The following is a 22,780-nucleotide window of genomic DNA, read 5'->3' as shown; positions in this document are numbered from 1 at the left end:
ACCATGGCCGATGTGAGCGGTCCGACGGACCCCGAGACGAGTATGGCTGCCGCGCTGGACGCGGTGGCCGCAAGCCTGCTGGGCATCTGGGAATCTGCCCGGGAGGGGACCGCCAGTCGTGTCTCCGGCGCCCAGCTACGGGCCGTGATGGTGGTGGAACAGTCCGACGGGATCAACCTGCGTCGGCTCGCCACCCAGCTCGACATGTTGCTCAGCTCCGCCAGTCGCCTCTGCGACCGGCTGGTCGCCGCCGGCATGCTGGAGCGCGAGCCGGGCCGCTTCGACCGGCGGGAGATCTCGCTGCACCTCACCCCGGAGGCCCGCCGGCTCCTCGCCGAGCTGCGGGCGGATCGTCAGGAGCAGCTCGGGGCCGTGCTGGCGGGGATGAGCCCGGAGGGTCGCGACGCGCTGCTGCGCGGGATGCGGGAATTCGACGAGGTCGGTCGCCGCCAGCAGGCGCACGCCACGTCGGCACTGGGCGAGCCGGCGGAGCAGGAGGGTTGGCCAGGCCCGGACCGGCCCGGTGGCCGGTCTCTGCCCACTGATCCGGGCCTGCAGACCCGTGGGGCCTGGGCAGGCCCGTCGGGTGACCAGGAACGCTCGGTCGACTCCATTCGGGACTGGCCGGCCGGCGGCCCACCGGTGGCGCGAACCGCCTGATCGCGCCGCTCCGGGCTGGTGCGGCCGTGAGCGGGTCGCGCACATTCCGGCCGGACCCACTCACGCCGGCACCGACGCACAGACGGCCAGCATCGCGACGTCGTCGTGGGCCTGCCCGTCCAACCAGTCGTCGACCGCCCCGAGCACCCGGTCGATCAGCGCCGCCGGCGGCTGCCCGGCCGCCGCCGCGACCGCCGCACGCAGCCGGGCCTCACCGAACATCACCCCGTCGCGGGGCCCGCGCGCCTCGGTCACCCCATCGGTGTACGCCAGCAGCAGGTCGCCCGGGTCGAGGTGCACCCGGGTCTCGGCGAACCGTGGGGCCGTCAGAGCCCCGACCGGCATGCCACCGACCGGGACCGGGGTGACAGTGCCGTCGGTGGTGACCAGCAGCGGTGCCGGGTGGCCCCCGCCGGCGATCCGGATGTCCACCCCGTCGGGCCCGCGCTGGAGGGAACCGAGCAGCAGAGTGGTGAGCTGGCTGCGCCGCGCCGCGTCCGGCGCATCGAACAACGCACGGTTGAGCAGGTCGATCAGCTCCAGTGGGCGCTGCTCGACAAACCGCAGCGTCTGCAACGACTGGCGGACCCGGCCGGTCAGCACGGCTGCGCCCACGCCCCTGCCGCACACGTCGCCGAGCGCGAACAGGGCGCCGCGCGCGTGCGGGAACACCTCGTAGAAGTCGCCTCCGATGCGCAGGCTGTCTCCGGCGGCCCGGTAGCCGCCGGCCAGGGTCACGCCGGGCACTGAGGGCAGCTCGGGCGGAAGCAGGCTGGCCTGCAGGACCCGGGCCAGATGGGCCTGCTCGCCATGGAGGTCGGCCGTGGCCAGCGCGGCACCCGCCCGGGCGGCAAACTCCCGGGCAAGCTCGATGTCGCGCGGGTCGAAGTCGGCCCGCCCGGCCCGTCGGACGAGCAGCAGAGCGCCGACCGACCCTTCGGCGCCGAGCATCGGGCTGACCAGCACCATGCCGGGGTGGCCGAACCCGGGCGGCAGCATGGCGGCCAGGTCGGCGAGCTCGGTGTCGCGCCAACGGCTCGGCTCGGTGAGGTCGCCGGTCAGCGCCTCGGCGAGCCCGGGCACGGTGTCGGTCAGCGTCGCCGGGGCCAGCCCGCTGACCGGGGCGGGCTCGCCGTCGGCGTACCGGATCCAGCGGGCGTGCGGCTCGGCCGGCGCGGCCGGTCGGGGCAGGGCCACGGCGACGTCGGCCAGGTAGGGCACCGCGAGGGTGGTGGTTGCCAGGAGCACCTGGTCCCGGTGCAGGGACAGCCCGAGCCGGCTGCCGGCCTGGGCGAGGAACGCGGTGCGGGAGCGTTCGGCGAGCAGAGCGTCGGCGCGGGCGTGCTCCTCGGTGGCGTCGCGCACGTACCACGCGAAGCGGGAGCCGGCGAGCTGTCGCCGGGCACCGCGCAGTCGTCGGCCGCGGTGGTCGGCGTCGAAGCGGTCGGCATTGCTGGCGACCGCCCGGGCCAGGGCCGCCACCGGGCAGCGGGACAGCTCGGTGCCGACGGTGATCTCCGGGAGCAGCTCCGCCGCCATGGCGTTGAGCAGGGTGACCCGGCCGGTCTCGTCCGTCGTGAGGACTGCCTCGGCGAGACCGTCGAGCAGCTCGCGGGCCAACGGCGGGTCGGCTGGCAGCGGAGTGCCGCTGGGTTGCCGGGTCGTGGTCACCGCCGCACGCCGGCTCGCGTCTGACGACTCGTGCGCATGCTGCTTCTCGACTCCTCACACGGCATCGTTGCTGAGGGGCAAGGATACCGATCCGCACCGACAGACGCCCAGCGCGCAGTGTCGATCAGCCGGAGCGGGCCAGCCACCCGGCGGGCTGGGCGACGATCCGGCGGACCACCGAGCCGGCGGCACCCACCGCGGCGGCCTCCGCGCCGAGCGTCGAGGGCCGGACCGTGACCGGCGACCAGGCGGCGGTCAGCACCCGGCTGGCGATCTCGGCGAGCACGGGAGGGCACAGCCAGGGCGCGAGCGCCGCGTACCCGCCGCCGAGCACCACGGTGTCCAGGTCGAGCAGGTTCACGACGCCGGCCACCGCGACGCCGAGCGCCGTTCCGGCGTCGTGCAGCGCCCGGAGCGCGTCGGCGTTGCCGGCCTCGGCCAGCTCGGCCAGCCGCGCCGTCGCGGTGTCCGCCGGAAGCTCCGCCCGGGCCAGCCCGGCAGCGGTCACGATCGCCTCCTGGCCGGCGTACTGCTCCAGGCAGCCCTGCCCGCCGCAGCGGCACGGACGGCCCTCGGGGTGGACCGGAAGGTGCCCGATCTCACCGCTCCAACCGCGCACGCCGCGGAACAGCGCCCCGTCCAGCACGATGCCGGCGCCGATGCCCACCTCTCCGGAGATGTGCAGGAAGCTGGACGGGCCGGGTGGCCGGGAGTGCAGCTCACCGAGCGCGGCGAGGTTGGCCTCGTTGTCCACGACCAGGGCGGGCACGCCGGGCACCTGCTCGACCAGCGGCGGATGCTCGGCGAGCAGTGCGGGGACGGGCACGTCGCGCCAGCCGAGGTTGGGCGCGAGCCGGACCATCCCGGCGTCGTCCACCAGGCCGGGCACCGCGAGCGCGGCCCCGACCAGGGTGAGGCCCCGCTCGGTGGCGTCGTCGCGGGCCGCCACGGCCATCTCGACCAGCTGGGCCAGCGCGTCGGCGGGGGCCACCGGGCGCAGGTCGGCCCGGTGCACGATGCGATGGCGGACCTGGCCGGCGAGGTCCACCACGCACACCGCGAGGTAGTCGACGTTGACCTCCAGGCCGAGCCCGGCCGGCCCCTGGTCGGCCAGGACCAGCCCGCGTGCCGGACGGCCGGCGCCGGAGCGGGGCGCCGGGTCGGATTCGCTGACCAGGTGGCCGGCGAGCAGGTCCTCGACCACCGCGGAGACGGTGGCCCTGGTCAGGCCGGTCGCGGTTGCCAGGTCGGCCCGGGACGGAGGACGGTGGGCTGCGGCGATGCGGCCGAGCACCAGGGCGAGGTTGAGCTCGCGCAGACTGCCCTGACGGACTGCGCCGGCCGGGGCGTGGGTGAGGCTCACCCCTTGACAGTGCCATAGGGTGAGCAAATAATTCAATGGCTGAACAAATAGCGGACAACACCACCACCCGGAGGTCGCTCATGGCACCCCGTCCCACTCCCGCCGACAAGTTCTCCTTCGGGCTCTGGACCGTCGGATGGCAGGCCCGCGACCCGTTCGGTGACGCGACGCGCCCCGAGCTCGACGCGGTCGAGGCAGTGCACCGGCTCGCCGAGCTGGGCGCGTACGGCATCACCTTCCACGACGACGACCTGATCCCGTTCGGCTCCGACGCCGCCACCCGTGACCAGCACATCGCCCGGTTCCGCAAGGCTCTCGACGAGACCGGCCTCGTGGTGCCCATGGTCACCACCAACCTCTTCACCCACCCGATCTTCAAGGACGGCGGTTTCACCAGCAACGACCGCGACGTCCGCCGGTACGCGCTGCGCAAGGTGCTGCGCAACGTCGACCTGGCCGCCGAGCTGGGCGCGAGCACCTTCGTCATGTGGGGTGGCCGCGAGGGCTCCGAATACGACGTCGCCAAGGACGTCCGCGCCGCGCTGGACCGCTACCGCGAGGCGGTGGACCTGCTCACCCAGTACGTCATCGACAAGGGCTACAACCTGCGGTTCGCCCTGGAACCCAAGCCCAACGAGCCGCGCGGCGACATCCTGCTGCCGACCATCGGGCACGCGCTCGGTTTCATCTCCCAGCTGGCGCACCCGGAGATGGTCGGCCTCAACCCGGAGGTCGGTCACGAGCAGATGGCCGGGCTCAACTACGCCCACGGCATCGCCCAGGCGCTCTGGCAGGGCAAGCTGTTCCACCTGGACCTCAACGGCCAGCGTGGCATCAAGTACGACCAGGACCTGGTCTTCGGCCACGGTGACCTGATGAACGCGTTCGCCCTGGTGGATCTCCTGGAGAACGGCGGCCCGAACGGCGGGCCTACCTACGACGGCCCCCGGCACTTCGACTACAAGCCCTCCCGCACCGAGGACATGGACGGTGTCTGGGCCTCGGCCGCCGCCAACATGAGCACCTACCTGCTGCTCAAGGAGCGGGCAGCGGCGTTCCGCGCCGACCCCGAGGTCGTCGAGGCACTTGCCGCCAGCAAGGTCGGCGAGCTGAACACGCCGACGCTCGGCGCGGGCGAGAGCTACGACGAGTTCCTGGCCGACCGGTCCGCGTTCGAGGATGTCGACGTCGACGCGGTGGCCGCCCGGGGCTTCGCCTTCGTCCGGCTCAACCAGCTCGCCGTCGAGCACCTGCTCGGCGCCCGCTGAGGCCCCGCCATGCCGTTGGTCGCAGGCGTCGACTCGTCCACCCAGTCCTGCAAGGTGGTCATCCGGGACGCGGAGACCGGTGCCCTGCTCCGGCAGGGCCGGGCGCCGCACCCGGATGGCACCGAGGTCGACCCGGAAGCCTGGTGGCAGGCACTGCGTAGTGCCGCCGACCAGGCCGGTGGGCTGGCCGACGTGGCCGCGATCTCGGTCGCCGGCCAGCAGCACGGCATGGTGTGCCTGGACGAGGACGGCCGGGTGGTCCGCCCGGCGCTGCTGTGGAACGACACCCGATCCGCCGACGCCGCCGCCGACCTCGTCGAGGAGGCCGGCGGCGGCGCGGCCGGGCGTCGGTTCTGGGCCGAGGCCACCGGAAGCGTGCCGGTGGCCAGCTTCACCCTCACCAAGCTGCGCTGGCTGGCCACACACGAGCCGGAGCGGGCAGCCCAGGTGGCGGCCGTCTGCCTGCCGCACGACTGGCTGACCTGGCGGCTGGCCGGCGCACCGGGGCTGGACGCGCTGCGTACCGACCGGGGTGACGCCAGCGGCACCAGCTACTGGTCGCCGGCCACCGGGCAATACCGACTGGACCTGCTGGAGCGGGGCTTCGGCCGGCGGTTGGTGCTGCCCGAGGTGCTCGGTCCGGCGGAGTCGGCGGGAAAGCTGTCCGACGTGCTGGGTGGGCCGGGCGGCGCGCTGCTCGGCGCGGGCACCGGGGACAACGCCGCCGCCGCGCTCGGCGTCGGCGCCGGGCCCGGTGACGTGATCGTCTCGATCGGCACCTCCGGCACCGTGTTCAGCGTCGCCGACGTGCCGGCCGCCGACGAGAGCGGTGCGGTGGCGGGCTTCGCCGACGCGTCCGGTCGCTTCCTGCCGCTGGTCGCCACGCTCAACGCGGCCCGGGTGCTGGACGCCGCCGCCGCGATGCTCGGGGTCAGCCTGGACGAGCTGGCCGAGCTGGCGCTCTCCGCGCCAGCCGGCGCGGACGGGCTGGTCATGGTGCCCTACCTGGAGGGTGAGCGGACGCCGAACCGTCCGCTCGCCACCGGCGCTGTGCACGGCCTGACCCTGCGCACGTCGACCCCCGCGCACCTGGCCCGGGCCGCCGTGGAGGGCATGCTCTGCGCCCTCGCCGACGGCCTGGACGCGCTGACCGCGCAGGGTGCCACCGCCCGCCGGGTCATCCTGGTCGGCGGCGGAGCCAGGTCGGCCGCGGTCCGCCGGATCGCGCCGCAGGTCTTCGGCTGCCCGGTCGTCGTCCCGCCAGCCGGGGAGTACGTCGCCGACGGCGCCGCCCGGCAGGCCGCCTGGGTCGCCCTGGGCGGTCCCACGCCGCCGGTCTGGGCGGTCGAGGGCACCGAGGAGTACGCCGCCGAGCCCGTCCCCGCCGTGCGTGAGCAGTACGCCGCGGCTCGCGGACTGGTTCTCGACCGGCGCTGACCGTCGGGATCGACGCGGGTGGGTGCCGGTCGACGGTGACCGGCGCCCACCCGCGTGACGGCCTCCTCGACGGAGTCTGGTTGGCTGCCGGTCATGACGGTGACCAGTGGCGGGCCCGGCCAGGGGCGGGCGCAGTCCGGCCCCCGCCCGCCTGGCCGGGGCGGGGGCCCGGCCCACCGGTTGTACAGCGTCGTGGTGTTCGTGCTGCTCGCCTCCCTGGACAACGTGGCGATCGGGCTGGTGCCGCCGCTGTACGGCCCGATCTCCGACGCGTTCGGCGTGTCGGGGCGGCTGCTCGGTCTGGTCACCGCGGTCAGCTTCCTGGTCAGCGCCGTGGCGGCGGTCGGCTGGGCGTACGTCGGCGACCGGACCAACCGCAAGCCGCTGCTCATGGTGGGCACGCTGCTCTGGGCGGCGGGCACCGGCGGCAGCGCGCTCGCCGGCGGCTACCTCACGTTCCTCGCCGCACAACTGGTCGCTGCGGTCGGCCTCGGCGCGGTCGGCTCGGTCGGCTTCTCGGTGGTCACCGACTTGATCTCACCGACCCGGCGCGGGTTGGTGATGAGCTTCTGGGGGCTCTCCCAGGGGATCGGCACCCTGGCCGGCACGCTCCTCGGCGGGCTGCTCGGGGCGGCTGACTGGCGGCGACCGTTCCTGCTCCTGACCGGCGTCGGCCTGGCCGCCACCCTCGCGTACCTGTTCACGTACGACGTCCGCCGTGGCCAGAGCGAGCCGGAACTGGCCGGCAGGCTGGACGCCGGCGCCGAGTACGACTATCGGATCAGCCGCGCCGACCTACCGCGCATCCTGGCCCGACGGACCAACCGGTGGCTGATCCTGCAGGGCCTGACCGCGCAGGCCGCCTTCGGCTCGCTGGTCTGGCTGCCGGTGCTCTTCGCCGAACGGGCCGAGGCCCAGGGATATTCGACGTCGACAGCTGTGGTCGTGGGCAGCGTCTTCGCCACACTGTTCCAGCTCGGCGGGGTGCTCTCCATCGTGGGCGGCCTGATCGGCGACGCGGCGCAGCGGCGTACGCCGAGAGGGCGGGCCCTGGTCGCCGCGGTCGGCATCCTCGCGGCGCTGCCGTTCTACCTGGTGTTGTTCTTCGTCCCGGTGACCATCGACGTGCCGGACGGCGCGAGTGGCGGCGCGGTCGTCGGCGCGGTGCTGGCCAGCGTCTTCACCGAGCCGTCGGTGGGGCTGAGCCTGCTCACCGCGATCGTCGCGCTCGCGCTGACCTCGGCCAACTCGCCGAACTGGTTCGCGCTGATCGCCGACGTCAACCCACCCGAGCACCGGGGCACGGTCTACAGCCTGGGCAACCTGGTCAACGGGGTTGGTCGCGCGGCCGGCAACGGGCTGGTCGGGGTGGCGTTCCAGGGGCTGCGAGCGGCTTTCCCGCCGCCGTTGAACTTCGCCGTCGGGCTGGCCGCGTTCCAGCTCTTCTTCATCCCCACCGGTGTCATGTACTGGCTCGCCTCGCGGACCTCACCCGAGGACATCGACAACGTGCACGACCTGCTGCACACCCGCGCCGACCGCCTCTGAGCCGCGTGCGCCGCCCCCACCCCACCGCCCGCCCCGCCCGCACGCCCGTCCTGATCCGCGCAACATCTCCGAAAGTGCTGCCTCGGGCGAGCGTGAGGGGCCAACATCCCTGATGTTGGCCCCTCACGGACTGGGTCAGGGTCAGCGCAGCCAGACCGTCACGTCGGTCGGGACCGCGTTGTCGTCGTTCAGGGGTGCGCTGGTGGCGAGCACCTCGGCACCGGTCGGCAGCGGCACGGGGGCCGCACCGAAGTTGGTCAGCACGGTCAGCTCACCGTTGCGGAAGGTCAGCGTCTCGTCGCCCGAGGACACCCACTCCAGGGTGCCGCGACCCAGCCCGTGCTCGCGGCGCAGCCGCAGCGCCGCGCGGTACAGCTCGTACGTGGAGCCGGGCACGTCGCGCTGGCGGTCCAGCGCGTACTCCGCCCAGAGCGCGGGCTGCGGCAGCCAGCTCGCGTCGGTGGGCCCGAAACCGTACGACGGGGCGTCGGCCTCCCACGGAATCGGCACCCGGCAGCCGTCCCGGCCACGCTGGGTGTGCCCGCTGCGCTCCCAGGTCGGGTCCTGCCGGGCCTCGTCGGGCAGCGTGGTGTGCTCGGGCAGCCCCAGCTCCTCGCCCTGGTAGAGGTACGCCGAGCCAGGCAGGGCGAGCATCAGCAGGGTGGCTGCGCGGGCCCGGCGCAGGCCGAGGGCCGCGTCCGGCTGCGGGTCGCCGATGCCGATGCCGTTGGGCCGGCCGCCGCCCACCGGCAGGCCGAGCCGGGAGGCATGCCGCACCACGTCGTGGTTGGACAGCACCCAGGTGGTCGGCGCGCCGACCGAGTCGGTCGCCTCCAACGAGCGGGTGATCACCGCGTACTGGGCCGGTGCGGTCCACGCGGCCAGCAGGTACTCGAAGTTGAACGCCTGGTGCATCTCGTCCGGGCGGACGTAGCGGGCCAGCCGCTCGGCCGGCTCCACCCACGCCTCGGCGACGAGCACCCGCTCGCCCGGGTAGCTGTCCAGGACCTGCCGCCACTGCCGGTAGATCTCGTGCACGCCGTCCTGGTCCCACATCGGCGGGCGCGGCTTGTCGATCTCGTTGCCGGAGAGAATCTCCTGCGGCTCCTGCCAGTCGGCCAGGTCGGCCTGCTTGATCAGGCCGTGCGCCACGTCGACCCGGAAGCCGTCCACCCCGCGGTCCAGCCAGAACCGCAGGACGTCCAGGAACTCCGCGTGGACCTCCGGGTTGTCCCAGTTGAGGTCCGGCTGGCCGGTGTCGAACAGGTGCAGGTACCACTGGCCGGGTTTGCCGTCCGGGTCGACCGTCCGGGTCCAGGCCGGGCCGCCGAAGACGCTCTGCCAGTCGTTCGGCGGCTGGTCACCGGTCGGGCCGAGGCCGTCCCGGAAGATGTACCGGGCCCGCTCCGGGCTGCCGGGCGCGGCGGGCAGGGCGGCCTGGAACCAGCGGTGCGCGGACGAGGTGTGGTTCGGCACCAGGTCCACGATCACCCGCAGGCTGCGGGACCGGGCCTCGGCGATCAGCTTGTCCGCGTCGGCGAGGGTGCCGAACAGCGGGTCGATGTCGCGGTAGTCGGCCACGTCGTAGCCGGCGTCGGCCTGCGGCGACGGGTAGAACGGGGAGAGCCACACCGCGTCCACGCCCAGCTCGACGAGGTGGTCGAGGCGGGCGGTGATGCCGGGTAGGTCACCGATGCCGTCCCCGTCCGAGTCGGCGAACGAGCGGGGATAGATCTGGTAGATGGTCGCCTCGGTCCACCAGCCGGTGACCGGGTGACCGGAGGGGGTCTGCTGCGTCGGATCGGTGTTCAGGGTCTTCTCCCGTGTCGAACTGTGGGTGGACTGCCGGCGGTGCTCCTGCCGGCCGCGTCGCCGCCAGCCGCCGGCCGGCGGCGACGGTTGAAGTTCTTCAGTGTGCCCGGGGTGGTGCGGTCGAGTCCCGGACCACCAGCCGAGTGGGCAGGATCACCGGCGTGGCGCCGTCGGTGCCCTGGTGACCCACGAGGGGGCCCGGAGGTCGGGCTTCGAGCGGGTCGAGCAACATCCGTGCGGCCAGTCTGCCCTGCTCGGCGGCGGGTTGGGCGATGGTGCTGAGCCCGAGCACGCCGGCCAGGTCGTGGTCGTCGATGCCGATGACGCTGACGTCCTGCGGCACCCGCAGTCCGGCGTCGCGCAGCGCGGTCATCGCGCCCATCGCCATCTCGTCGCAGGCGGCGACGATCGCGGTCGGCGGCTCGCCGCGGGCCAGCAGCTCCTCGGTGGCCCGGGTGCCGCCGTCGATGGTGAACGTGGATTCGACGTCCAGGGTCGGGTCGAGCCGCAGACCGGCGGCGCGCAGTGCCGCCTGGTAGCCCCGGCGGCGGTCGAGGTGGGTGGTGAAGGCCAACTCGTCGTCCGGGTCACCGGAGATGTGCGCGATCCGGTGGTGCCCGAGGTCGAGGAGGTGCCGGGTGGCGGCCCGGGCGGCGGCCACGTCGTCGATGCGGACGCAGGGCCAGTTGGGCACCCTGCTTCCCGAGCTGATGGTCACCCCGGGGAGTTCCAGGGCGGCCAGCGCGGTCATATCGGCCGGCCGCAGTGGCGTGGCGACCAGCATGATGGCGTCGACCCGCTTGTGCAGGTTGGCCGTACGCAGGACCCGCTGGCGGACCTGCTCACGGCCGCCCAGGTTGTAGAGCAGCAGGTCGTAGCCGGACTGGTGGAGGTATTCCTCGACCGCCTCGACGATGGTGCTGAAGAACCAGCGGGTGATTCGGGGGACCACCACCGCGACCGTGCCGGTCCGGCCCCCTGCCAGCCGGGACGCGCTCGGTGAGACCTCGTAGTCGAGCTGCTCGGCGGCGGCGAGCACCCGGCGTCGGGTGGCGGCCGAGACCGTCGGCAACCCGCGCAGGGCCCGCGAGACGGTGGCCGTGGACACTCCGGCCAGCCGGGCCACATCATCAATCCTCGTCACGGTTCCCCCGCTCGGTGCCCGGAGCGCCCGCCGCCGCCCGAGGGGCCAGGCGGCGGCGGGCAAGCGGGTCAGCCCTTGACGCTGCCAGCGAGCAGACCTCGCACGAAGAAGCGCTGCAGGGACAGGAAAACAATGAGCGGTACGACGATGGAGACGAACGCGCCGGCGGTGAGGCGCTGCCACTCGTTGCCCCGGGTGCCGGCCATCTCGGCGAGCCGGACGGTGAGCGGGGCTGTCTCGTTGCTGCCGCCGGCGAAGATCAGCGCGACCAGCAGGTCGTTCCAGACCCAGAGGAACTGGAAGATGCCGAACGCCGCGAGTGCCGGGGTGATCAGCGGCAGCACGATGGTGCGGAAGATCTTCGGGTGGGTGGCCCCGTCGACGCGGGCCGCCTCCATCAGGTCACCCGGCAGTTGCGAGATGAAGTTGTGCAGCAGGAAGACGGCGAACGGAAGCGCGAAGCAGGTGTGCGCGAACCACACCTGGGCGAACTTCTGCTCGTCGACCAGGTCCCAGGCCGGCATCAGGGTGACGCCGCCGAGGCTGACCCCGGTGGAGAAGAACCTCAGCAGCGGCACCAGGGCCATCTGCAGCGGCACGATCTGCAACGCGAAGATCGCGATGTAGACCCAGTCCCGGCCGCGGAAGTTGATCCAGGCCAGCGCGTACGCGGCCAGGCAGGCGAAGGCGAGCGGGAAGAGCACCGACGGGATGGTGATCGCCAGGGAGTTGATGAAGGACCCGGCGAGCTGCCCGGAGGACGACGACCGCCCGAACAGGACCTGCTGGTAGTTCTCGAACGTGAACTGCGGGTTGGTGAAGGCCGTCCACCAGCCGGTGGTCTTGATCTCGTCTTCCGGTCGGAGTGAGGAGACGAGCAGGCCGAAGGTCGGAATGGTCCAGGCCACCGCGATGATGACCGAGACGAGGGTGGCGGTGCGGCTGTTCAGCCGCTTGCGGACCCGTCCGGCAGTGGTGGTCGGGGTGCCGTCGGTCTTCTGGGTGCCAACGGCGACAGTTGGCGTTGCGGTCGTCATCTCAGCCCTCCCGCTGTTGACGGAGGTTACGGATCTGGTAGATCACGACCGGGATGACCAGGATGAAGAGGAAGACCGCGAGCGCGGAACCCCGCCCGTTCTCGCTGTACCGGAACGCCTGGTTGTACATCTCGTTGGCGATCACGCTGGTGTCGTAGTTGCCGTTCGTCGAGGTCCGGACGATGTCGAAGACCTTGAGCGTGGCGATGGTGAGGGTCACCATCACGACGATCAGCGCCGGTCGGATGCTCGGCATGGTGATCTGCCAGAACATCTGCCACGGGCTGACCCCGTCGAGCCGGGCGGCTTCGACGATGTCGCCGGGGATCGCCTTGATCGCGGCGGAGAGCACCACCATGGCGAAACCGGCCTGGATCCAGATCATGATGACGATGAGCAGCAGCGTGTTCAGTGGCGATTCGAGCAGCCACTGCTTGGGCTCACCGCCCAGACTGACCACGATCTGGTTGAGCAGACCGATCTGGTCACCCTCACCCCGGTAGGCGTAGACGAACTTCCAGATGATGCTGGCGCCGACGAAGGAGATGGCCATCGGCAGGAAGATCAGCGACTTGGCCACCGCCTCGAAGCGGGCCTTGTCCACGAGTACGGCGTAGATCAGGCCGAACCCGGTCGCCACCAGCGGGACCAGGAGCACCCAGATCAGGGTGTTGATCAGGACCCGGACGATCGCGTCGTCGGAGAACATCCAGCCGAAGTTGTCCAACCCCACCCACTCGGTGCTGTCCCTGTTCATCAGGGAGAGCACCGTGGTGCGGATGGCCGGCACGACCAGGCCGATGGTGAGCAGCAGCAGCGTCGGCAGCAGGAAGAAGAGCGCGAAGAGCCCTTCCCGCGGCTTGGTTCGGCGGGGGAGTGGAGCTCCACTCGCCGAGGCGGCGACGAGTTGTGTCTCCCGTCGCCGGGCGAACCAGGCCGGCACCATGTCGAGCAGCAGGAGCAGACCGCCCACCACCACGACGAAGGCGACCAGCCCGTACATCAGCATGAGGAGCTTCGGCTGCTGATCGGCGAAGTCGAACTCCATCAACCCTCCCTCTCGGGTCCACCGCAGTCGGTGGCCCGGCCCGCGGTCACGGGCCGGGCCACCGCCGGGATCACTTAGGCCAGCTGCTCTCGATGCCCTGGAGCACCGGGGCGGTCGCCTTGCCGTTCAGCCACTCGACCATGCCCTTCCAGAACGTTCCCGCGCCGACGGCTGCCGGCATCAGGTCGGAACCGTCGAAGCGGAAGGTGCCGCTCTTGTCCTGGAGGATCTGGACGGAGAGCTTGTCGATCGGGCTGGCCACGTTGGCGATGTCCAGCTTGTTGTTCGGCGTGACCCAGTTGCCGAGCTTCGCGCGGCTGTTGACGTACTCGGCCGAAGCCAGGTAGGTCTGCACCGCCTGGACCTCGGGACGGTCGGCGTAGCCGACGACGAACTCGCCCGCGCCCAGCACCGGCTTGCCCTTGGCCGGGTCGATGGCCGGGAAGTAGAAGGCGAACGCGTCGCCGTCCTGAGCCACCTTGGTGCCCTCGGGGAACTGGTTGGCGTAGAACGACGCCTGCCGGTGCATCGCGCACTTGCCGTTGGTGACCGGCACGCCCGCCTCCTGGAAGGAGGTGGTGGTGATGCTCTTGACGCCGCCGAAGCCGCCGTTCATGTACTTGTCGTTCTTGAGGATGGCGCCGGCGCGGTCGACCGCGTCGACGATCTTCGGGTCGTTGAACGGGATCCCGTGGGTGGTCCACTGGTCGTAGACCTCGGGGCCCTGGGTCCGCAGGATCACGTCTTCGATCCAGTCGGTGGCCGGCCAGCCGGTGGCGTCACCGGACTCGACGCCCGCGCACCACGGCTTCATGCCACTGGCGGCGATCTTGTCGCTCAGGGCGATGAGCTGGTCCCAGGTGGTCGGAACCTCCCAGCCCTTCTCCTTGAACGTCTTCGGCGAGTACCAGACGAAGGACTTCACGTTGGCGCCGAGTGGCACACCGTAGAGCGTCCCGTTGACGGTGCCGTACTTCAGCCAGTCGGCCGGCATGTTCTGCTCGGCGAGGGCCTTGGTGTCGGCGCTCAGGGACTTCAGCTTGCCGGCGTCCGCGAAACGCTTCACGAGGCCGGGCTGCGGCACGAAGGCGATGTCGGGGGCGTTGCCGCCGTCGACCCGGACCGGGAGCTGCGCCTCGAACTCGCCGCTGCCCTCGTAGTCGATCTCGATGCCGGTGCACTTGGTGAAGTCCGACCAGGAGCGCTCGAGCAGGTCCGCCTCGGCGTCACGGATGGACGCGTAGATCGAGACCTTCTTGCCGTCGTGGCCCTCGTACTTGTCGTATGCGGCGCACTCCGCGGAGCCCGCGTTGCTGCTCTTCTTGTCGTCGCCGGTACCGCAGGCGGTGGCGCTGAGCGCCAGCCCGAGTACGCCGGCGATCACGAAGGCCTGGCGTGGTCTGGTAAAGACCGCCATGCCGTCCTCCTTCCTAGCCGGCGCGGTCGTGCTGGTGACCCGTCGCCGGTCCGATTGGGCGTGCACACATGTAAGCGCTTGCATCCGGTCCGGTCCACCCCCTGTCAGACACGAGCGAGTAACAATCCGGAAACCTGCGGGCTGCCTCGTGGGCGCGCTCCCGGGGCGAATCTCCGACTCTTTCGAAGATTGACGATATCTGTCAGGCTAGGGCCACCTCATCGAAGGTTTTCGACATAGGAGGAGCTGTATGCGAAAGCGGTGGATCAGCCTGCTGGTGGCGGGTGTGCTCGTCGGAGGAGTCCTGGCACCGGCCAGCCCGGCGCTGGCCGCGCCGACCTTCAAGGTGCCGTTCCCGTGCGGCCAGTCCTGGTCCGGGCAGACCCGATCGGGTCACAGCCCGGCGAACGCCGTCGACTTCAACCGCACCGACGATCAGGGCGACCCGGTGGTGGCGAGCGCGCCCGGCACCGTCGACCGCGTGACCGACCTCGGTGGCACCAGCTACGGCAAATACGTCCGGATCAACCACGGGGGCGGTTACAGCACCTACTACGCCCACCTCAACGGCTTCAACGTCTCCGTCGGGCAGACGGTCGGCTACGGCAAGGTGCTCGGCTGGGTCGGCACCACCGGCGGGTCGACCGGCCCGCACCTGCACTACGAGCAGCGCCTCGACGGTGCCGACATCAAGGTGCGCTTCAACGGCACCCTCGCCCTGTACTGGGGCACCAAGACCTACACCAGCAACAACGGGTGCTCCTCGGGCGGCGGCAACGGCACTGTCGACACCAGCGGCACCCCGCTGACCGTCCGCTCCGGCCCCGGCACCGGGTACGCCTCGGTGGGCACTGTCGCCGACGGCACGCGGGTGACCATCGCCTGCCAGACCAGCGGCACCACGGTCACCGGCACGTACGGCACCAGCTCGATCTGGGACCGGATCGGCAGCGGTCGGTTCATCGCCGACGCGTACGTGTACACCGGGTCCGACGGATACATCCCCGGCGTGCCCCGCTGCTGACCCCGGGACGGCCACGGTCCCCGGCGGGCGCCGCCGTCGGGGGCCGGTCAGGTCAGGAGTTCAGCTGCCAGATCGACAGGTTCAGGGCGGCGGCGAAGGTGACCCAGGCCCAGTAGGGCAGCAGCAGCGCCGTCGCCACCCGCGACACCCTGGCGAACAGCACCACGGTGAGCCCGATCGCCAGCCACATCACCACGATCTCGGCGAACGCCAGCCCATACTGCCCCGCGCCGAAGAACAGCGGGGTCCAGATGGCGTTGAGCACCAGTTGGGCGGTCCACGCCCAGAGGGCGGGGCCGAAGCCGACCCGCTGCCACACCAGCCAGCCGGCCACCGCGATCAGTGCGTAGAGCAGCGACCAGACCGGGCCGAACAGCCATGAGGGCGGTGCCCAGCTGGGCTGCTGGAGGCTCGCGTACTCGCCGGTGGTGCCCTGCACCCCCAGACCGCCGATCGCGGCCGCGACGAAGACGGCCGCCGCGAAGCCCACGAGAGCCCACCACCGCCGCCGGCCGGAGGTCCTCGGCGCGTCCTGAGATGTCTCCATGGTCGAGATAATTTCCATCCAGCGTCAGGTCAAACCGGCGGTAGGGCGCGCAAGACATCCGGCACCGTCATCAGGGGGTGGGAGCGCCCACAAGAAAGCGTCGGGATCGCCCCGGCCGGTGCTCCTGTCGGGAGGACGGAGCTCCGGTCGCGGCGACCCCGGCGGGTCCCGGTTTTTTTAGGAGGTACGCACGCTAATTGAAGATGCTGACACCACCCGGGCCGACCAACAGCCCGACAACGATGAGGACGATGCCCCACAGGATCTGCCGGCGGAACAGCGCGAGGATGCCGGCGACCACGAGTACGACTGCGAGAATCCAGAGAATCAGCTCCATGACCTCTGACTACCCGACTGGCCGATCGGGGAAACCTGGTCGGTGTCGAGTTGATCGCCGACGTGGAAGACGCTGTACGCCTGCTTGATCACCGGGTGCGCGACGTTGCGGACGCGTACGCCGCCGGGGGTCGTGCCGCGCTCGGTGCCGGCGTGCGCGTGCCCGTGCAGGGCCAGCGCCGTGGGTGCCGAGTCGATCGCCTGCCCCAACTGGTACGAGCCGAGGAACGGGTAGATCTCCAGCGGTTCACCGGCCAGCGTGTCCGGCACCGGGGAGTAGTGGGTGAGCGCGACCAGCATGTCGCAGTCCAGCGAACGGAGCGCCGTGCCGAGGCGCTCGGCGCTCTCATTGGTGGTCCGGACGAACGCCTTCATCTCCGGCTCGCCGAAGTCGCTGGCGCACCGCCCGGCGAACCCGCCGCCGAAGCCCTTGACGCCGGCGATGCCGAGCCGACCGCCCGCGCAGTCCAGCACGACGCCGTTGCCTTCCAGCACGGTGATGCCTGCGTCCTCAAGGACCTTCACCACCTGCGGCACCTGGTCACACTGGTGGTCGTGGTTGCCCAGCACGGTCACCACCGGCACGGCCAACCCACCGAACTCCTCCGCCACGCAGCGCGCCTCGGCCTCGGTGCCGTGCCGGGTCAGGTCCCCGGCCAGCAGCAGCACGTCGGCGCACTCCGGCAACTCCTCCAACGCGGGACGGAACCGACCGACCACGTCCTCGTCCAGATGTACGTCGCCCACGGCGGCGATCCGGATCACCATGGAACCTCCCTCAGGGCAGTTGCTCGATCTCCGTGGGCGCCTCGACGCGGATCACCCCGATGTCGCTGGTGATCGGGACGTCCGGGAAGCGCTCGGACACCCGGCGCAGGATCTCCTCGCGCCGGTGTGGGCTCTCCACCTCGCCGTAGAGCACGATGGCGCGTTCCCGCCGCACCACGGTGATCCCCTGTTCGGCGACGGCGGGGTCCTCGGCGAGGAGCCGTTGGATCTCCGCCTCGACGTACTCGTCCGGTGGCCCGGCGCCAATGTCGCGTTGGTGGGTCACGATGTCCCCTCTCCGGTCGGGGTGCCGGCGGCCGGCACCACCTCCAGCCGGTCCAGCAGCACCAGGAACGCCTCGGCGTACGGCGAGTGCTCCGTCTCCTTGCGTACCCGCTCCCAGTCGATCTGCTCCCGCAGGGAGCGGGCCAGCGGCAGGCCGCGGGCGAAGTCGCAGTAGTGCTGGGAGAAGCTGAGCAGTTTGTGCACCATCAGCTGGGAGGCGGACAGGACCGGCATCTGGATCGCGTCCACCGGCCGGATGACCGTGTCGGCGAACGTCTCCTCCGTCACCGGTGTCTCGATCGGCCGGTGGATCAGATCCACCATCCGGCCGTCGTCGAAGACCTTGACCAGCCAGTCCTCCGGGGGGCGTTCGGCGACGAACCCGGCGGCGACCAGGGCCTCCAGTGCCTTCTCCACGTCGACCTCCCGGATCAGGAAGTCGACGTCGTGCTCGCTGGAGTGGCCCCCGTGGGCGTAGACGGCGAAGCTGCCGCCCAGGGCGAACGGGATCTCGGACTGCTTGAGCACGGCGGCGACCTTCTTGAGGGTGTGCACCAGACTCTCGTCTCCGCGCTCAGCCATCTGGCTCTCCCGTCGTCGTGTTGGTGGACCGGCGGTTGGATACGGACTCCGGTACCCGGCATTCCGGTCGGCCACACCTGCGGGTGTCCCGGTCGGGTGTCAACAGGGATAAACCATCACATACCTCACGGGTCGGGTGCGTGGGTCGGATAACCTGTCGAGGGTGGCCAGATCATCGGGGATGCGACGACGCAGGGCCCGGTTGCGCACTGTCGCCCTCATCGGCATCGACGGCTCGGGCAAGACCACTCAGGCTCACCGACTGGCCGACGCGCTGAACGCGGCCGGCCGCCCCGCGAAATACCGCCGCAACGCCAGCGGCCGTCGTTGGCTCGGCCGGCTCGCCAACCGGCTCGGGCGGCCCGACGCCCAGCGGCTGGTCGGGCGCGACGGCGTGCTGGCGGTGGAGTCCGTGCTCCGTTGGCTCGCCATCGCCGTAGCCCTGATCAGCTGTCTGCTCACCGGCCGGACGGCGGTGATGGACCGTTACTCGGCCTGCCAGTACGCGAGCATCCGGGCCCACGGCGGGCAACGCTGGGAACGGCTCGCACGGGCCGGCTACCGGCTCTTTCCGACGCCGCAGGTGACCTTCCTGCTGGCCGTGGACCCGGCCGAGGCGTACCGGCGCATCGAGGAACGCGGCACCGATCACGAGACGATGGGCTGGCTGACCGCGGCGGACACCGCCTACCGGGCCCTGCCCGAATACCCGAGTTTCGTGCTGGTGGACGCGGGCCGCCCGGCCGAGGAGGTCACCGAGCAGATCCAGGCGCACCTGGAGACCTGGCTGCCAGCGTCCTCCAGGGCGGCACCCGGTGAGGTGCCCCCGCTGGTGACTCAGGCCCGCCCGTAGACCGGAACGGTGGCACCGCTGGTCGGCGCCGACTCCTCCGACGCGAGGAAACGGATCACCAATGCGATCTCGTCCGGCGCGACCCAACGGGAGTGGTCGGCGTCGGGCTGGGCGGCCCGGTTGGCCGGGGTGTCGATGACGCTGGGCAGCACGGTGTTGCAGCGGACGTTGCGGGGCCGGTATTCCACCGCGACCGCGTTGGCGAAGGCAAGCACCCCGGCCTTGGCCGTCACGTAACCGGCCGCGCCGGCGAACGGGGCGACCGCCGCGCGGGCCGAGACGCACACCACCGCGCCACCACCGGCCGCCACCAGATGCGGCAACGCGGCCTGGGTGACCAAATAGGTGGGCCGCAGGTTGACGGTGAGCATCCGCTCGAAGACCTCGATCGGGGTCTCGTGCACCAGGCCTTCGCTGGCGTACCCGCCGACGAGGTTGACCACGGCCCGCAGGGGCGCCGCCGGGTCGCCGGCGGCGGCCTCGACCGCCCGCGTCGCGCCAGCCGGATCGCTGAGGTCCGCGACCAGCCGGAGCACCCCCGCTGCCGGCTCCGACCCGGGCCGGGCTTCCCGCTCCGGTACGATCACCCGCCAGCCCGCCTCGACGAACGCGGCGACGGCCGCCCCGCCGAGCCCGCCAGCCCCTCCGGTCACCAACACGCTGCGCTCCGCCATGCGCCTCACGCTAGCGTCCCGTCCGGCCGGCGCCTGCCGGTGCTCCACAGCCGACGCTCTGCCCAGAGCAGAGTGGCTGGCCGAACCGCCTACCGGCAGCGCAGGATCGGCGGATGCGGATCCTCATTCTCGGTGGCACCCGGTTCCTCGGTCGGGCGGTGGCGCAGCTCGCACTCGACCAGGGCCACGACGTGACCTGCGCGGCCCGGGGCGTCTCCGGCGTCGTGCCGGCCGGGGCCCGGTTCGTGCCGGTCGACCGCGACGACCCGGACGCCCTGGTGCCGCTCGCCGACGACGGCTTCGACGCCGTGGTCGACGTGACCCGCCAGGTCAGTCACGCGCGGCACGCGCTCTCCGCACTTGCCGGCCACGTGGGCCACTGGTCCTTCGTGTCGACGATCTCGGTGTACGCGGACAACACCACCCCGGGCCAGACCGCCGCGGACGCACCGGTGCTGCCGGCCGCCCCGGCGGACGTGGACGGTCCGGTCGGCCCGGACCACCGTTGGTACGGCGAGTGCAAGGTGAGCATCGAGCAGGCGGTCCGGGAGCGGGTGGGCGTGGACCGCTCGTTCATCTGCCGAGCGGGCCTGATCGTCGGTGCCGAGGACCCGAGCGACCGCTTTCCGTACTGGGTGCGGCGCCTGTCGGCCGGCGGAGAGGTTCTCGCGCCCGGACGGCCGACCGACCGGGTGCAGTTCGTGGACGTCGCCGATCTGGCGGGTTGGTTGCTGCATGCCGCCGGCACCCGACTCAGCGGCACGTACGACGGCATCGGGCCGGCGATGACACGGGCGGACCTGCTGGCCGGGGTGGCGGCCGGGCTGGACGCACCGGAGCCCGTCCTGACCTGGGTGGATCAGGAGTTCCTGTCGTCCCACGACGTTCGCGAGTGGTCGGGGGAGCGGGCGCTGCCGCTGTGGGTGCGACTGCCGGAGTCCGGCGGCCTGATGGACCGCGACGCCCGACCGGCTCTGGACGCCGGGCTGGCGGTCCGTCCGTTGTCCGACACCGTTCGGGCGACCGCGTCCTGGATGGCAGCGCAGCCGGCCGCCGTACGGCAGGGTGGTCTCGACCCGGCGGATGAGGCGGCGGTCCTGCGGGAGTGGCAGGCTGTGCGGGACCGGTGATCCCGGCTGCCGACACTTTCCCTACCGGACAGTCATAGTTGACGCTCACGCTTGGTGAAAGTAAGTTTCACCCGTGGCGAAGAGTCCGAAGATTTCTGCGAGTCAGGAGCCCGGTGGGCTGATCGTCCACATCAGCGGGCTGTTGCCGTCGCTGTCGCCCGCCGAGCAGCGGGTTGCCCGACTGGTCGTGTCCGATCCGGCCGCTGCGGCCCGGCGGACCATCACCGACCTCGCCACCGCAGCGGAGACATCCGAGGCGACCGTCATCCGGTTCTGCCGTTCGGTGGGCATGGACGGTTACCCGCAACTGCGCATCCGCCTCGCCGCCGAGGCCGCTCGCCGGATCGAGCCGCCGGACGCCCGGGTGGTCGGTGGTGACATCCCGCCCGGCGCCGACCTCGCCCAGATCATCGCCACCATCGCGTTCAACGACGCCCGAGCGGTCGAGGAGACCGCCGAGCAGCTCGACCCCGCCGTCTGTGAGCAGGTGGTCGAGGCGATCAGTGGCGCCGGTCGGATCGACATCTACGGCGCCGGCGCCAGCGGCTTCGTCGCCTCCGACTTCCAGCAGAAGCTGCACCGCATCGGCCGGATCGCCTTCTACTTCCCGGACGTGCACACCGCGTTGACCTCGGCCGCCCTCCTCGGTCGGGGCGACGTGGCGATCGGCATCTCGCACACCGGCACCACCTCCGATGTGATCGAGGTGCTGGAGCAGGCCCGCACCCGGGGTGCCGTCACGGTGGCACTGACCAACTTCCCGCGTTCGCCGATCACCGACGTCGCGGACTTCGTGTTGACCACGGCGGCACGCGAAACCACCTACCGCTCCGGCGCGACGGCCAGCCGGCTGGCCCAGCTCACCGTCGTCGACTGCCTCTTCGTGGGGGTGGCCGCCCGCAACCGGGCCCGGGCACGCAAGGCACTGGAGGCGACCGCCGAGGCGGTCCAGTCGCACCGGGTGGGTGCCAACCGGAGGCGGGCATGACGGCAGGTGCGGTGGAGCCGGACGAGGACGTGCCAGCACCGCCCGCCCGCCCGACGGTCCGGGTGGGTGCGCCCACCGAGCGGCGCAACCCGCTCAGCGTCGACCTCGACCTGATGTCGACCCGGGACGTCCTCACCGTGATCAACGAGGCGGACCGGCGGGTGCCGGCCGCGGTCGCAGCGGTGCTCGACGAGATCGCCACCACCGTCGACCTGGCGGTTGCGGCCCTGCGCGGCGGTCACCGGGTGCACTACTTCGGCGCCGGCACGTCCGGCCGCCTGGGAGTGCTCGACGCGGCCGAGCTGGCGCCCACCTTCAACTCGCCCCGGCACTGGTTCTGCTCCCACCTCGCCGGTGGCCCGGACGCCATGTGGCGGGCCGTGGAGGACGCCGAGGACGACGAGCGGGGCGGCGCGGTCGAGGCGGCCGGTTGTGTGCGCGCCGGTGACCTGGTGGTCGGTCTGGCGGCCAGCGGACGCACCCCGTACGTCCTCGGGGCGCTCGCCTCGGCCCGGGCCAAGGGTGCTTCGACGGTGCTGCTCTGCGCCAATCCGGAGGCGGAGGCCGCTCGCTCGGTCGACGTGTTCATCGGGGTGGACACCGGACCCGAGGTGGTGACCGGGTCGACCCGGATGAAGGCGGGCACCGCACAGAAGTTGGTGCTCAACACGTTCTCGACCGCCGTCATGGTGCGTCTGGGCCGGGTCTACTCGAACCTCATGATCGATATGGTCGCCACCAACGCGAAGCTCCGCGGACGAATGATCTCGATTCTGGTCGAGGCCACCGGCTGCTCCGAGCAGGTCTCCCAGCAGGCCCTCTCCGCCGCCGACGGTGACCTGAAGACGGCGCTCGTCGCCTTGGTGTCCGGCGCCGAGGTGGACGCCGCCCGGGCCGCACTGGCCCGCTCCGCCGACCAGGTCCGCGGCGCCCTCGCCCTGCTCGCCTCCTGACCCCCGCCCGGCCCACCGGGAAGCGAACCGGGCTTCGGATTGTTCATCAGGCCGGGGGGTAATAACACTCCCGATGGATGAACCGACCGGTCCGCCGGTGCGTATCAGCCAGTGACCAGGATCGCAGCAGAGTGGTGACCCGGGTCGCTGTGCCCCCGGGCCGGCGGTGTTGCCATGGTCGGTGACCCGCGCGTGGCGCCCAGCGTAGAGCCGCCAGACGGGGTCCTGACAGCAA

At 71.8% G+C, this 22,780-nt stretch carries 22 protein-coding genes; 9 read left to right on the top strand and 13 right to left on the bottom strand.

Going from position 1 to position 22,780, the window contains the following annotated elements:
* Window positions 1-12: 12 nt before the first annotated feature.
* Window positions 13-660 carry a MarR family winged helix-turn-helix transcriptional regulator gene (locus CLT68_RS00715; RefSeq protein ID WP_486482043.1) on the top strand — a complete coding sequence of 216 codons (648 nt, stop codon included), beginning with the start codon at window positions 13-15 and terminating at the stop codon, window positions 658-660.
* Window positions 661-720: 60 nt separating this feature from the next.
* Here the strand turns inward: CLT68_RS00715 and CLT68_RS00710 are convergent, their stop codons facing one another.
* Together CLT68_RS00710 and CLT68_RS00705 are read right to left on the bottom strand one after the other, a co-directional pair.
* Window positions 721-2,331, bottom strand: a complete 1,611-nt coding sequence (locus CLT68_RS00710; RefSeq protein WP_199176959.1) for a PP2C family protein-serine/threonine phosphatase — start codon at window positions 2,329-2,331, stop codon at window positions 721-723.
* 124 nt (window positions 2,332-2,455) lie between these two features.
* Window positions 2,456-3,694, bottom strand: a complete 1,239-nt coding sequence (locus CLT68_RS00705) for an ROK family transcriptional regulator (protein ID WP_199176958.1) — start codon at window positions 3,692-3,694, stop codon at window positions 2,456-2,458.
* Window positions 3,695-3,774: 80 nt separating this feature from the next.
* Here CLT68_RS00705 and xylA point away from each other — a divergent pair, with 80 nt between their 5' ends.
* The 3 genes from xylA (at window position 3,775) to CLT68_RS00690 (ending at window position 7,947) form a co-directional block, all read left to right on the top strand.
* On the top strand, window positions 3,775-4,962 hold the full coding sequence (gene xylA / locus CLT68_RS00700) for a xylose isomerase (protein WP_099848108.1): 1,188 nt from the start codon (window positions 3,775-3,777) through the stop codon (window positions 4,960-4,962).
* Between the two features lie 9 nt (window positions 4,963-4,971).
* Entirely contained in the window at window positions 4,972-6,399 is a 1,428-nt protein-coding gene (xylB, locus tag CLT68_RS00695; RefSeq protein ID WP_099848106.1) for a xylulokinase, read from the top strand.
* A 93-nt stretch (window positions 6,400-6,492) separates the two neighbouring features.
* Window positions 6,493-7,947: an MFS transporter gene (locus tag CLT68_RS00690; protein WP_247671503.1), complete on the top strand. Its 1,455-nt coding sequence runs from the start codon at window positions 6,493-6,495 to the stop codon at window positions 7,945-7,947.
* 141 nt (window positions 7,948-8,088) lie between these two features.
* Here CLT68_RS00690 and CLT68_RS00685 read toward each other — a convergent pair whose 3' ends face one another.
* The 5 genes from CLT68_RS00685 to CLT68_RS00665 form a co-directional block, all read right to left on the bottom strand.
* Window positions 8,089-9,759: a glycoside hydrolase family 13 protein gene (locus tag CLT68_RS00685; RefSeq protein WP_099848104.1), complete on the bottom strand. Its 1,671-nt coding sequence runs from the start codon at window positions 9,757-9,759 to the stop codon at window positions 8,089-8,091.
* Between the two features lie 97 nt (window positions 9,760-9,856).
* Window positions 9,857-10,903 carry a LacI family DNA-binding transcriptional regulator gene (locus CLT68_RS00680; RefSeq protein WP_099848102.1) on the bottom strand — a complete coding sequence of 349 codons (1,047 nt, stop codon included), beginning with the start codon at window positions 10,901-10,903 and terminating at the stop codon, window positions 9,857-9,859.
* Window positions 10,904-10,971: 68 nt separating this feature from the next.
* Complete coding sequence (locus CLT68_RS00675; protein WP_099848100.1) at window positions 10,972-11,940, bottom strand: carbohydrate ABC transporter permease; 969 nt, start codon at window positions 11,938-11,940, stop codon at window positions 10,972-10,974.
* A gap of 1 nt (window position 11,941) precedes the next feature.
* Window positions 11,942-12,988: a carbohydrate ABC transporter permease gene (locus tag CLT68_RS00670; protein ID WP_099848099.1), complete on the bottom strand. Its 1,047-nt coding sequence runs from the start codon at window positions 12,986-12,988 to the stop codon at window positions 11,942-11,944.
* A gap of 70 nt (window positions 12,989-13,058) precedes the next feature.
* The gene (locus CLT68_RS00665) at window positions 13,059-14,405 is read right to left on the bottom strand and encodes an ABC transporter substrate-binding protein (protein ID WP_099848097.1); all 1,347 of its coding nucleotides are present in this window, start codon (window positions 14,403-14,405) and stop codon (window positions 13,059-13,061) included.
* Between the two features lie 250 nt (window positions 14,406-14,655).
* On the opposite strand from CLT68_RS00665, the gene CLT68_RS00660 reads away from it, so the two are divergent.
* Complete coding sequence (locus CLT68_RS00660) at window positions 14,656-15,429, top strand: M23 family metallopeptidase (RefSeq protein ID WP_088949850.1); 774 nt, start codon at window positions 14,656-14,658, stop codon at window positions 15,427-15,429.
* A gap of 52 nt (window positions 15,430-15,481) precedes the next feature.
* On the opposite strand, the gene CLT68_RS00655 is transcribed toward CLT68_RS00660, so the two are convergent.
* The 5 genes from CLT68_RS00655 to CLT68_RS00640 form a co-directional block, all read right to left on the bottom strand.
* A complete protein-coding gene (locus CLT68_RS00655; RefSeq protein ID WP_099848095.1) occupies window positions 15,482-15,976 on the bottom strand; it encodes a TspO/MBR family protein in 495 nt (164 codons plus the stop codon).
* A gap of 193 nt (window positions 15,977-16,169) precedes the next feature.
* On the bottom strand, window positions 16,170-16,313 hold the full coding sequence (locus CLT68_RS33025; protein ID WP_007464364.1) for a GPGG-motif small membrane protein: 144 nt from the start codon (window positions 16,311-16,313) through the stop codon (window positions 16,170-16,172).
* The gene (locus tag CLT68_RS00650) at window positions 16,304-17,080 is read right to left on the bottom strand and encodes a metallophosphoesterase family protein (protein WP_099848093.1); all 777 of its coding nucleotides are present in this window, start codon (window positions 17,078-17,080) and stop codon (window positions 16,304-16,306) included. Before CLT68_RS00650 ends, CLT68_RS33025 begins: the two co-directional genes overlap by 10 nt.
* Window positions 17,081-17,090: 10 nt before the next feature.
* Window positions 17,091-17,366: a BON domain-containing protein gene (locus CLT68_RS00645; RefSeq protein ID WP_088949847.1), complete on the bottom strand. Its 276-nt coding sequence runs from the start codon at window positions 17,364-17,366 to the stop codon at window positions 17,091-17,093.
* Window positions 17,363-17,947, bottom strand: a complete 585-nt coding sequence (locus tag CLT68_RS00640; RefSeq protein ID WP_088949846.1) for a nucleotidyltransferase — start codon at window positions 17,945-17,947, stop codon at window positions 17,363-17,365. Before CLT68_RS00640 ends, CLT68_RS00645 begins: the two co-directional genes overlap by 4 nt.
* Before the next feature lie 181 nt (window positions 17,948-18,128).
* On the opposite strand from CLT68_RS00640, the gene CLT68_RS00635 reads away from it, so the two are divergent.
* Window positions 18,129-18,800 carry a dTMP kinase gene (locus tag CLT68_RS00635; protein WP_099848091.1) on the top strand — a complete coding sequence of 224 codons (672 nt, stop codon included), beginning with the start codon at window positions 18,129-18,131 and terminating at the stop codon, window positions 18,798-18,800.
* Here the strand turns inward: CLT68_RS00635 and CLT68_RS00630 are convergent.
* A complete protein-coding gene (locus CLT68_RS00630) occupies window positions 18,785-19,474 on the bottom strand; it encodes an SDR family NAD(P)-dependent oxidoreductase (RefSeq protein ID WP_099848090.1) in 690 nt (229 codons plus the stop codon). The genes CLT68_RS00635 and CLT68_RS00630 overlap by 16 nt on opposite strands.
* 113 nt (window positions 19,475-19,587) lie before the next feature.
* Between CLT68_RS00630 and CLT68_RS00625 the strand changes: the two genes are divergently transcribed.
* The 3 genes from CLT68_RS00625 to murQ all read left to right on the top strand — a co-directional run bounded on the left by CLT68_RS00625 (window position 19,588) and on the right by murQ (window position 22,545).
* Window positions 19,588-20,604 carry an NAD-dependent epimerase/dehydratase family protein gene (locus CLT68_RS00625; RefSeq protein ID WP_099848088.1) on the top strand — a complete coding sequence of 339 codons (1,017 nt, stop codon included), beginning with the start codon at window positions 19,588-19,590 and terminating at the stop codon, window positions 20,602-20,604.
* A 73-nt stretch (window positions 20,605-20,677) separates the two neighbouring features.
* Window positions 20,678-21,592, top strand: a complete 915-nt coding sequence (locus CLT68_RS00620; RefSeq protein WP_088949842.1) for a MurR/RpiR family transcriptional regulator — start codon at window positions 20,678-20,680, stop codon at window positions 21,590-21,592.
* Complete coding sequence (gene murQ / locus CLT68_RS00615; protein WP_099848087.1) at window positions 21,589-22,545, top strand: N-acetylmuramic acid 6-phosphate etherase; 957 nt, start codon at window positions 21,589-21,591, stop codon at window positions 22,543-22,545. Before CLT68_RS00620 ends, murQ begins: the two co-directional genes overlap by 4 nt.
* Window positions 22,546-22,780 lie beyond the last annotated feature (235 nt).

Source organism: Micromonospora sp. CNZ299, assembly GCF_002754415.1.
This window is presented reverse-complemented; position numbering and strand designations above follow the sequence as displayed.

Excerpts from the sequence above, each read along its gene's own strand:
- xylA (WP_099848108.1), top strand. The coding sequence starts at position 3,775 with ATGGCACCCCGTCCCACTCCCGCCGACAAGTTCTCCTTCGGGCTCTGG.
- CLT68_RS00650 (WP_099848093.1), bottom strand. The coding sequence starts at position 17,080 with ATGGTGATCCGGATCGCCGCCGTGGGCGACGTACATCTGGACGAGGAC.
- CLT68_RS00640 (WP_088949846.1), bottom strand. The coding sequence starts at position 17,947 with ATGGCTGAGCGCGGAGACGAGAGTCTGGTGCACACCCTCAAGAAGGTC.
- CLT68_RS00690 (WP_247671503.1), top strand. The coding sequence starts at position 6,493 with ATGACGGTGACCAGTGGCGGGCCCGGCCAGGGGCGGGCGCAGTCCGGC.
- CLT68_RS00670 (WP_099848099.1), bottom strand. The coding sequence starts at position 12,988 with ATGGAGTTCGACTTCGCCGATCAGCAGCCGAAGCTCCTCATGCTGATG.
- CLT68_RS33025 (WP_007464364.1), bottom strand. The coding sequence starts at position 16,313 with ATGGAGCTGATTCTCTGGATTCTCGCAGTCGTACTCGTGGTCGCCGGC.
- CLT68_RS00630 (WP_099848090.1), bottom strand. The coding sequence starts at position 19,474 with ATGGCGGAGCGCAGCGTGTTGGTGACCGGAGGGGCTGGCGGGCTCGGC.
- CLT68_RS00660 (WP_088949850.1), top strand. The coding sequence starts at position 14,656 with ATGCGAAAGCGGTGGATCAGCCTGCTGGTGGCGGGTGTGCTCGTCGGA.
- CLT68_RS00635 (WP_099848091.1), top strand. The coding sequence starts at position 18,129 with ATGCGACGACGCAGGGCCCGGTTGCGCACTGTCGCCCTCATCGGCATC.
- murQ (WP_099848087.1), top strand. The coding sequence starts at position 21,589 with ATGACGGCAGGTGCGGTGGAGCCGGACGAGGACGTGCCAGCACCGCCC.
- CLT68_RS00655 (WP_099848095.1), bottom strand. The coding sequence starts at position 15,976 with ATGGAGACATCTCAGGACGCGCCGAGGACCTCCGGCCGGCGGCGGTGG.
- CLT68_RS00675 (WP_099848100.1), bottom strand. The coding sequence starts at position 11,940 with ATGACGACCGCAACGCCAACTGTCGCCGTTGGCACCCAGAAGACCGAC.
- CLT68_RS00625 (WP_099848088.1), top strand. The coding sequence starts at position 19,588 with ATGCGGATCCTCATTCTCGGTGGCACCCGGTTCCTCGGTCGGGCGGTG.
- xylB (WP_099848106.1), top strand. The coding sequence starts at position 4,972 with ATGCCGTTGGTCGCAGGCGTCGACTCGTCCACCCAGTCCTGCAAGGTG.
- CLT68_RS00665 (WP_099848097.1), bottom strand. The coding sequence starts at position 14,405 with ATGGCGGTCTTTACCAGACCACGCCAGGCCTTCGTGATCGCCGGCGTA.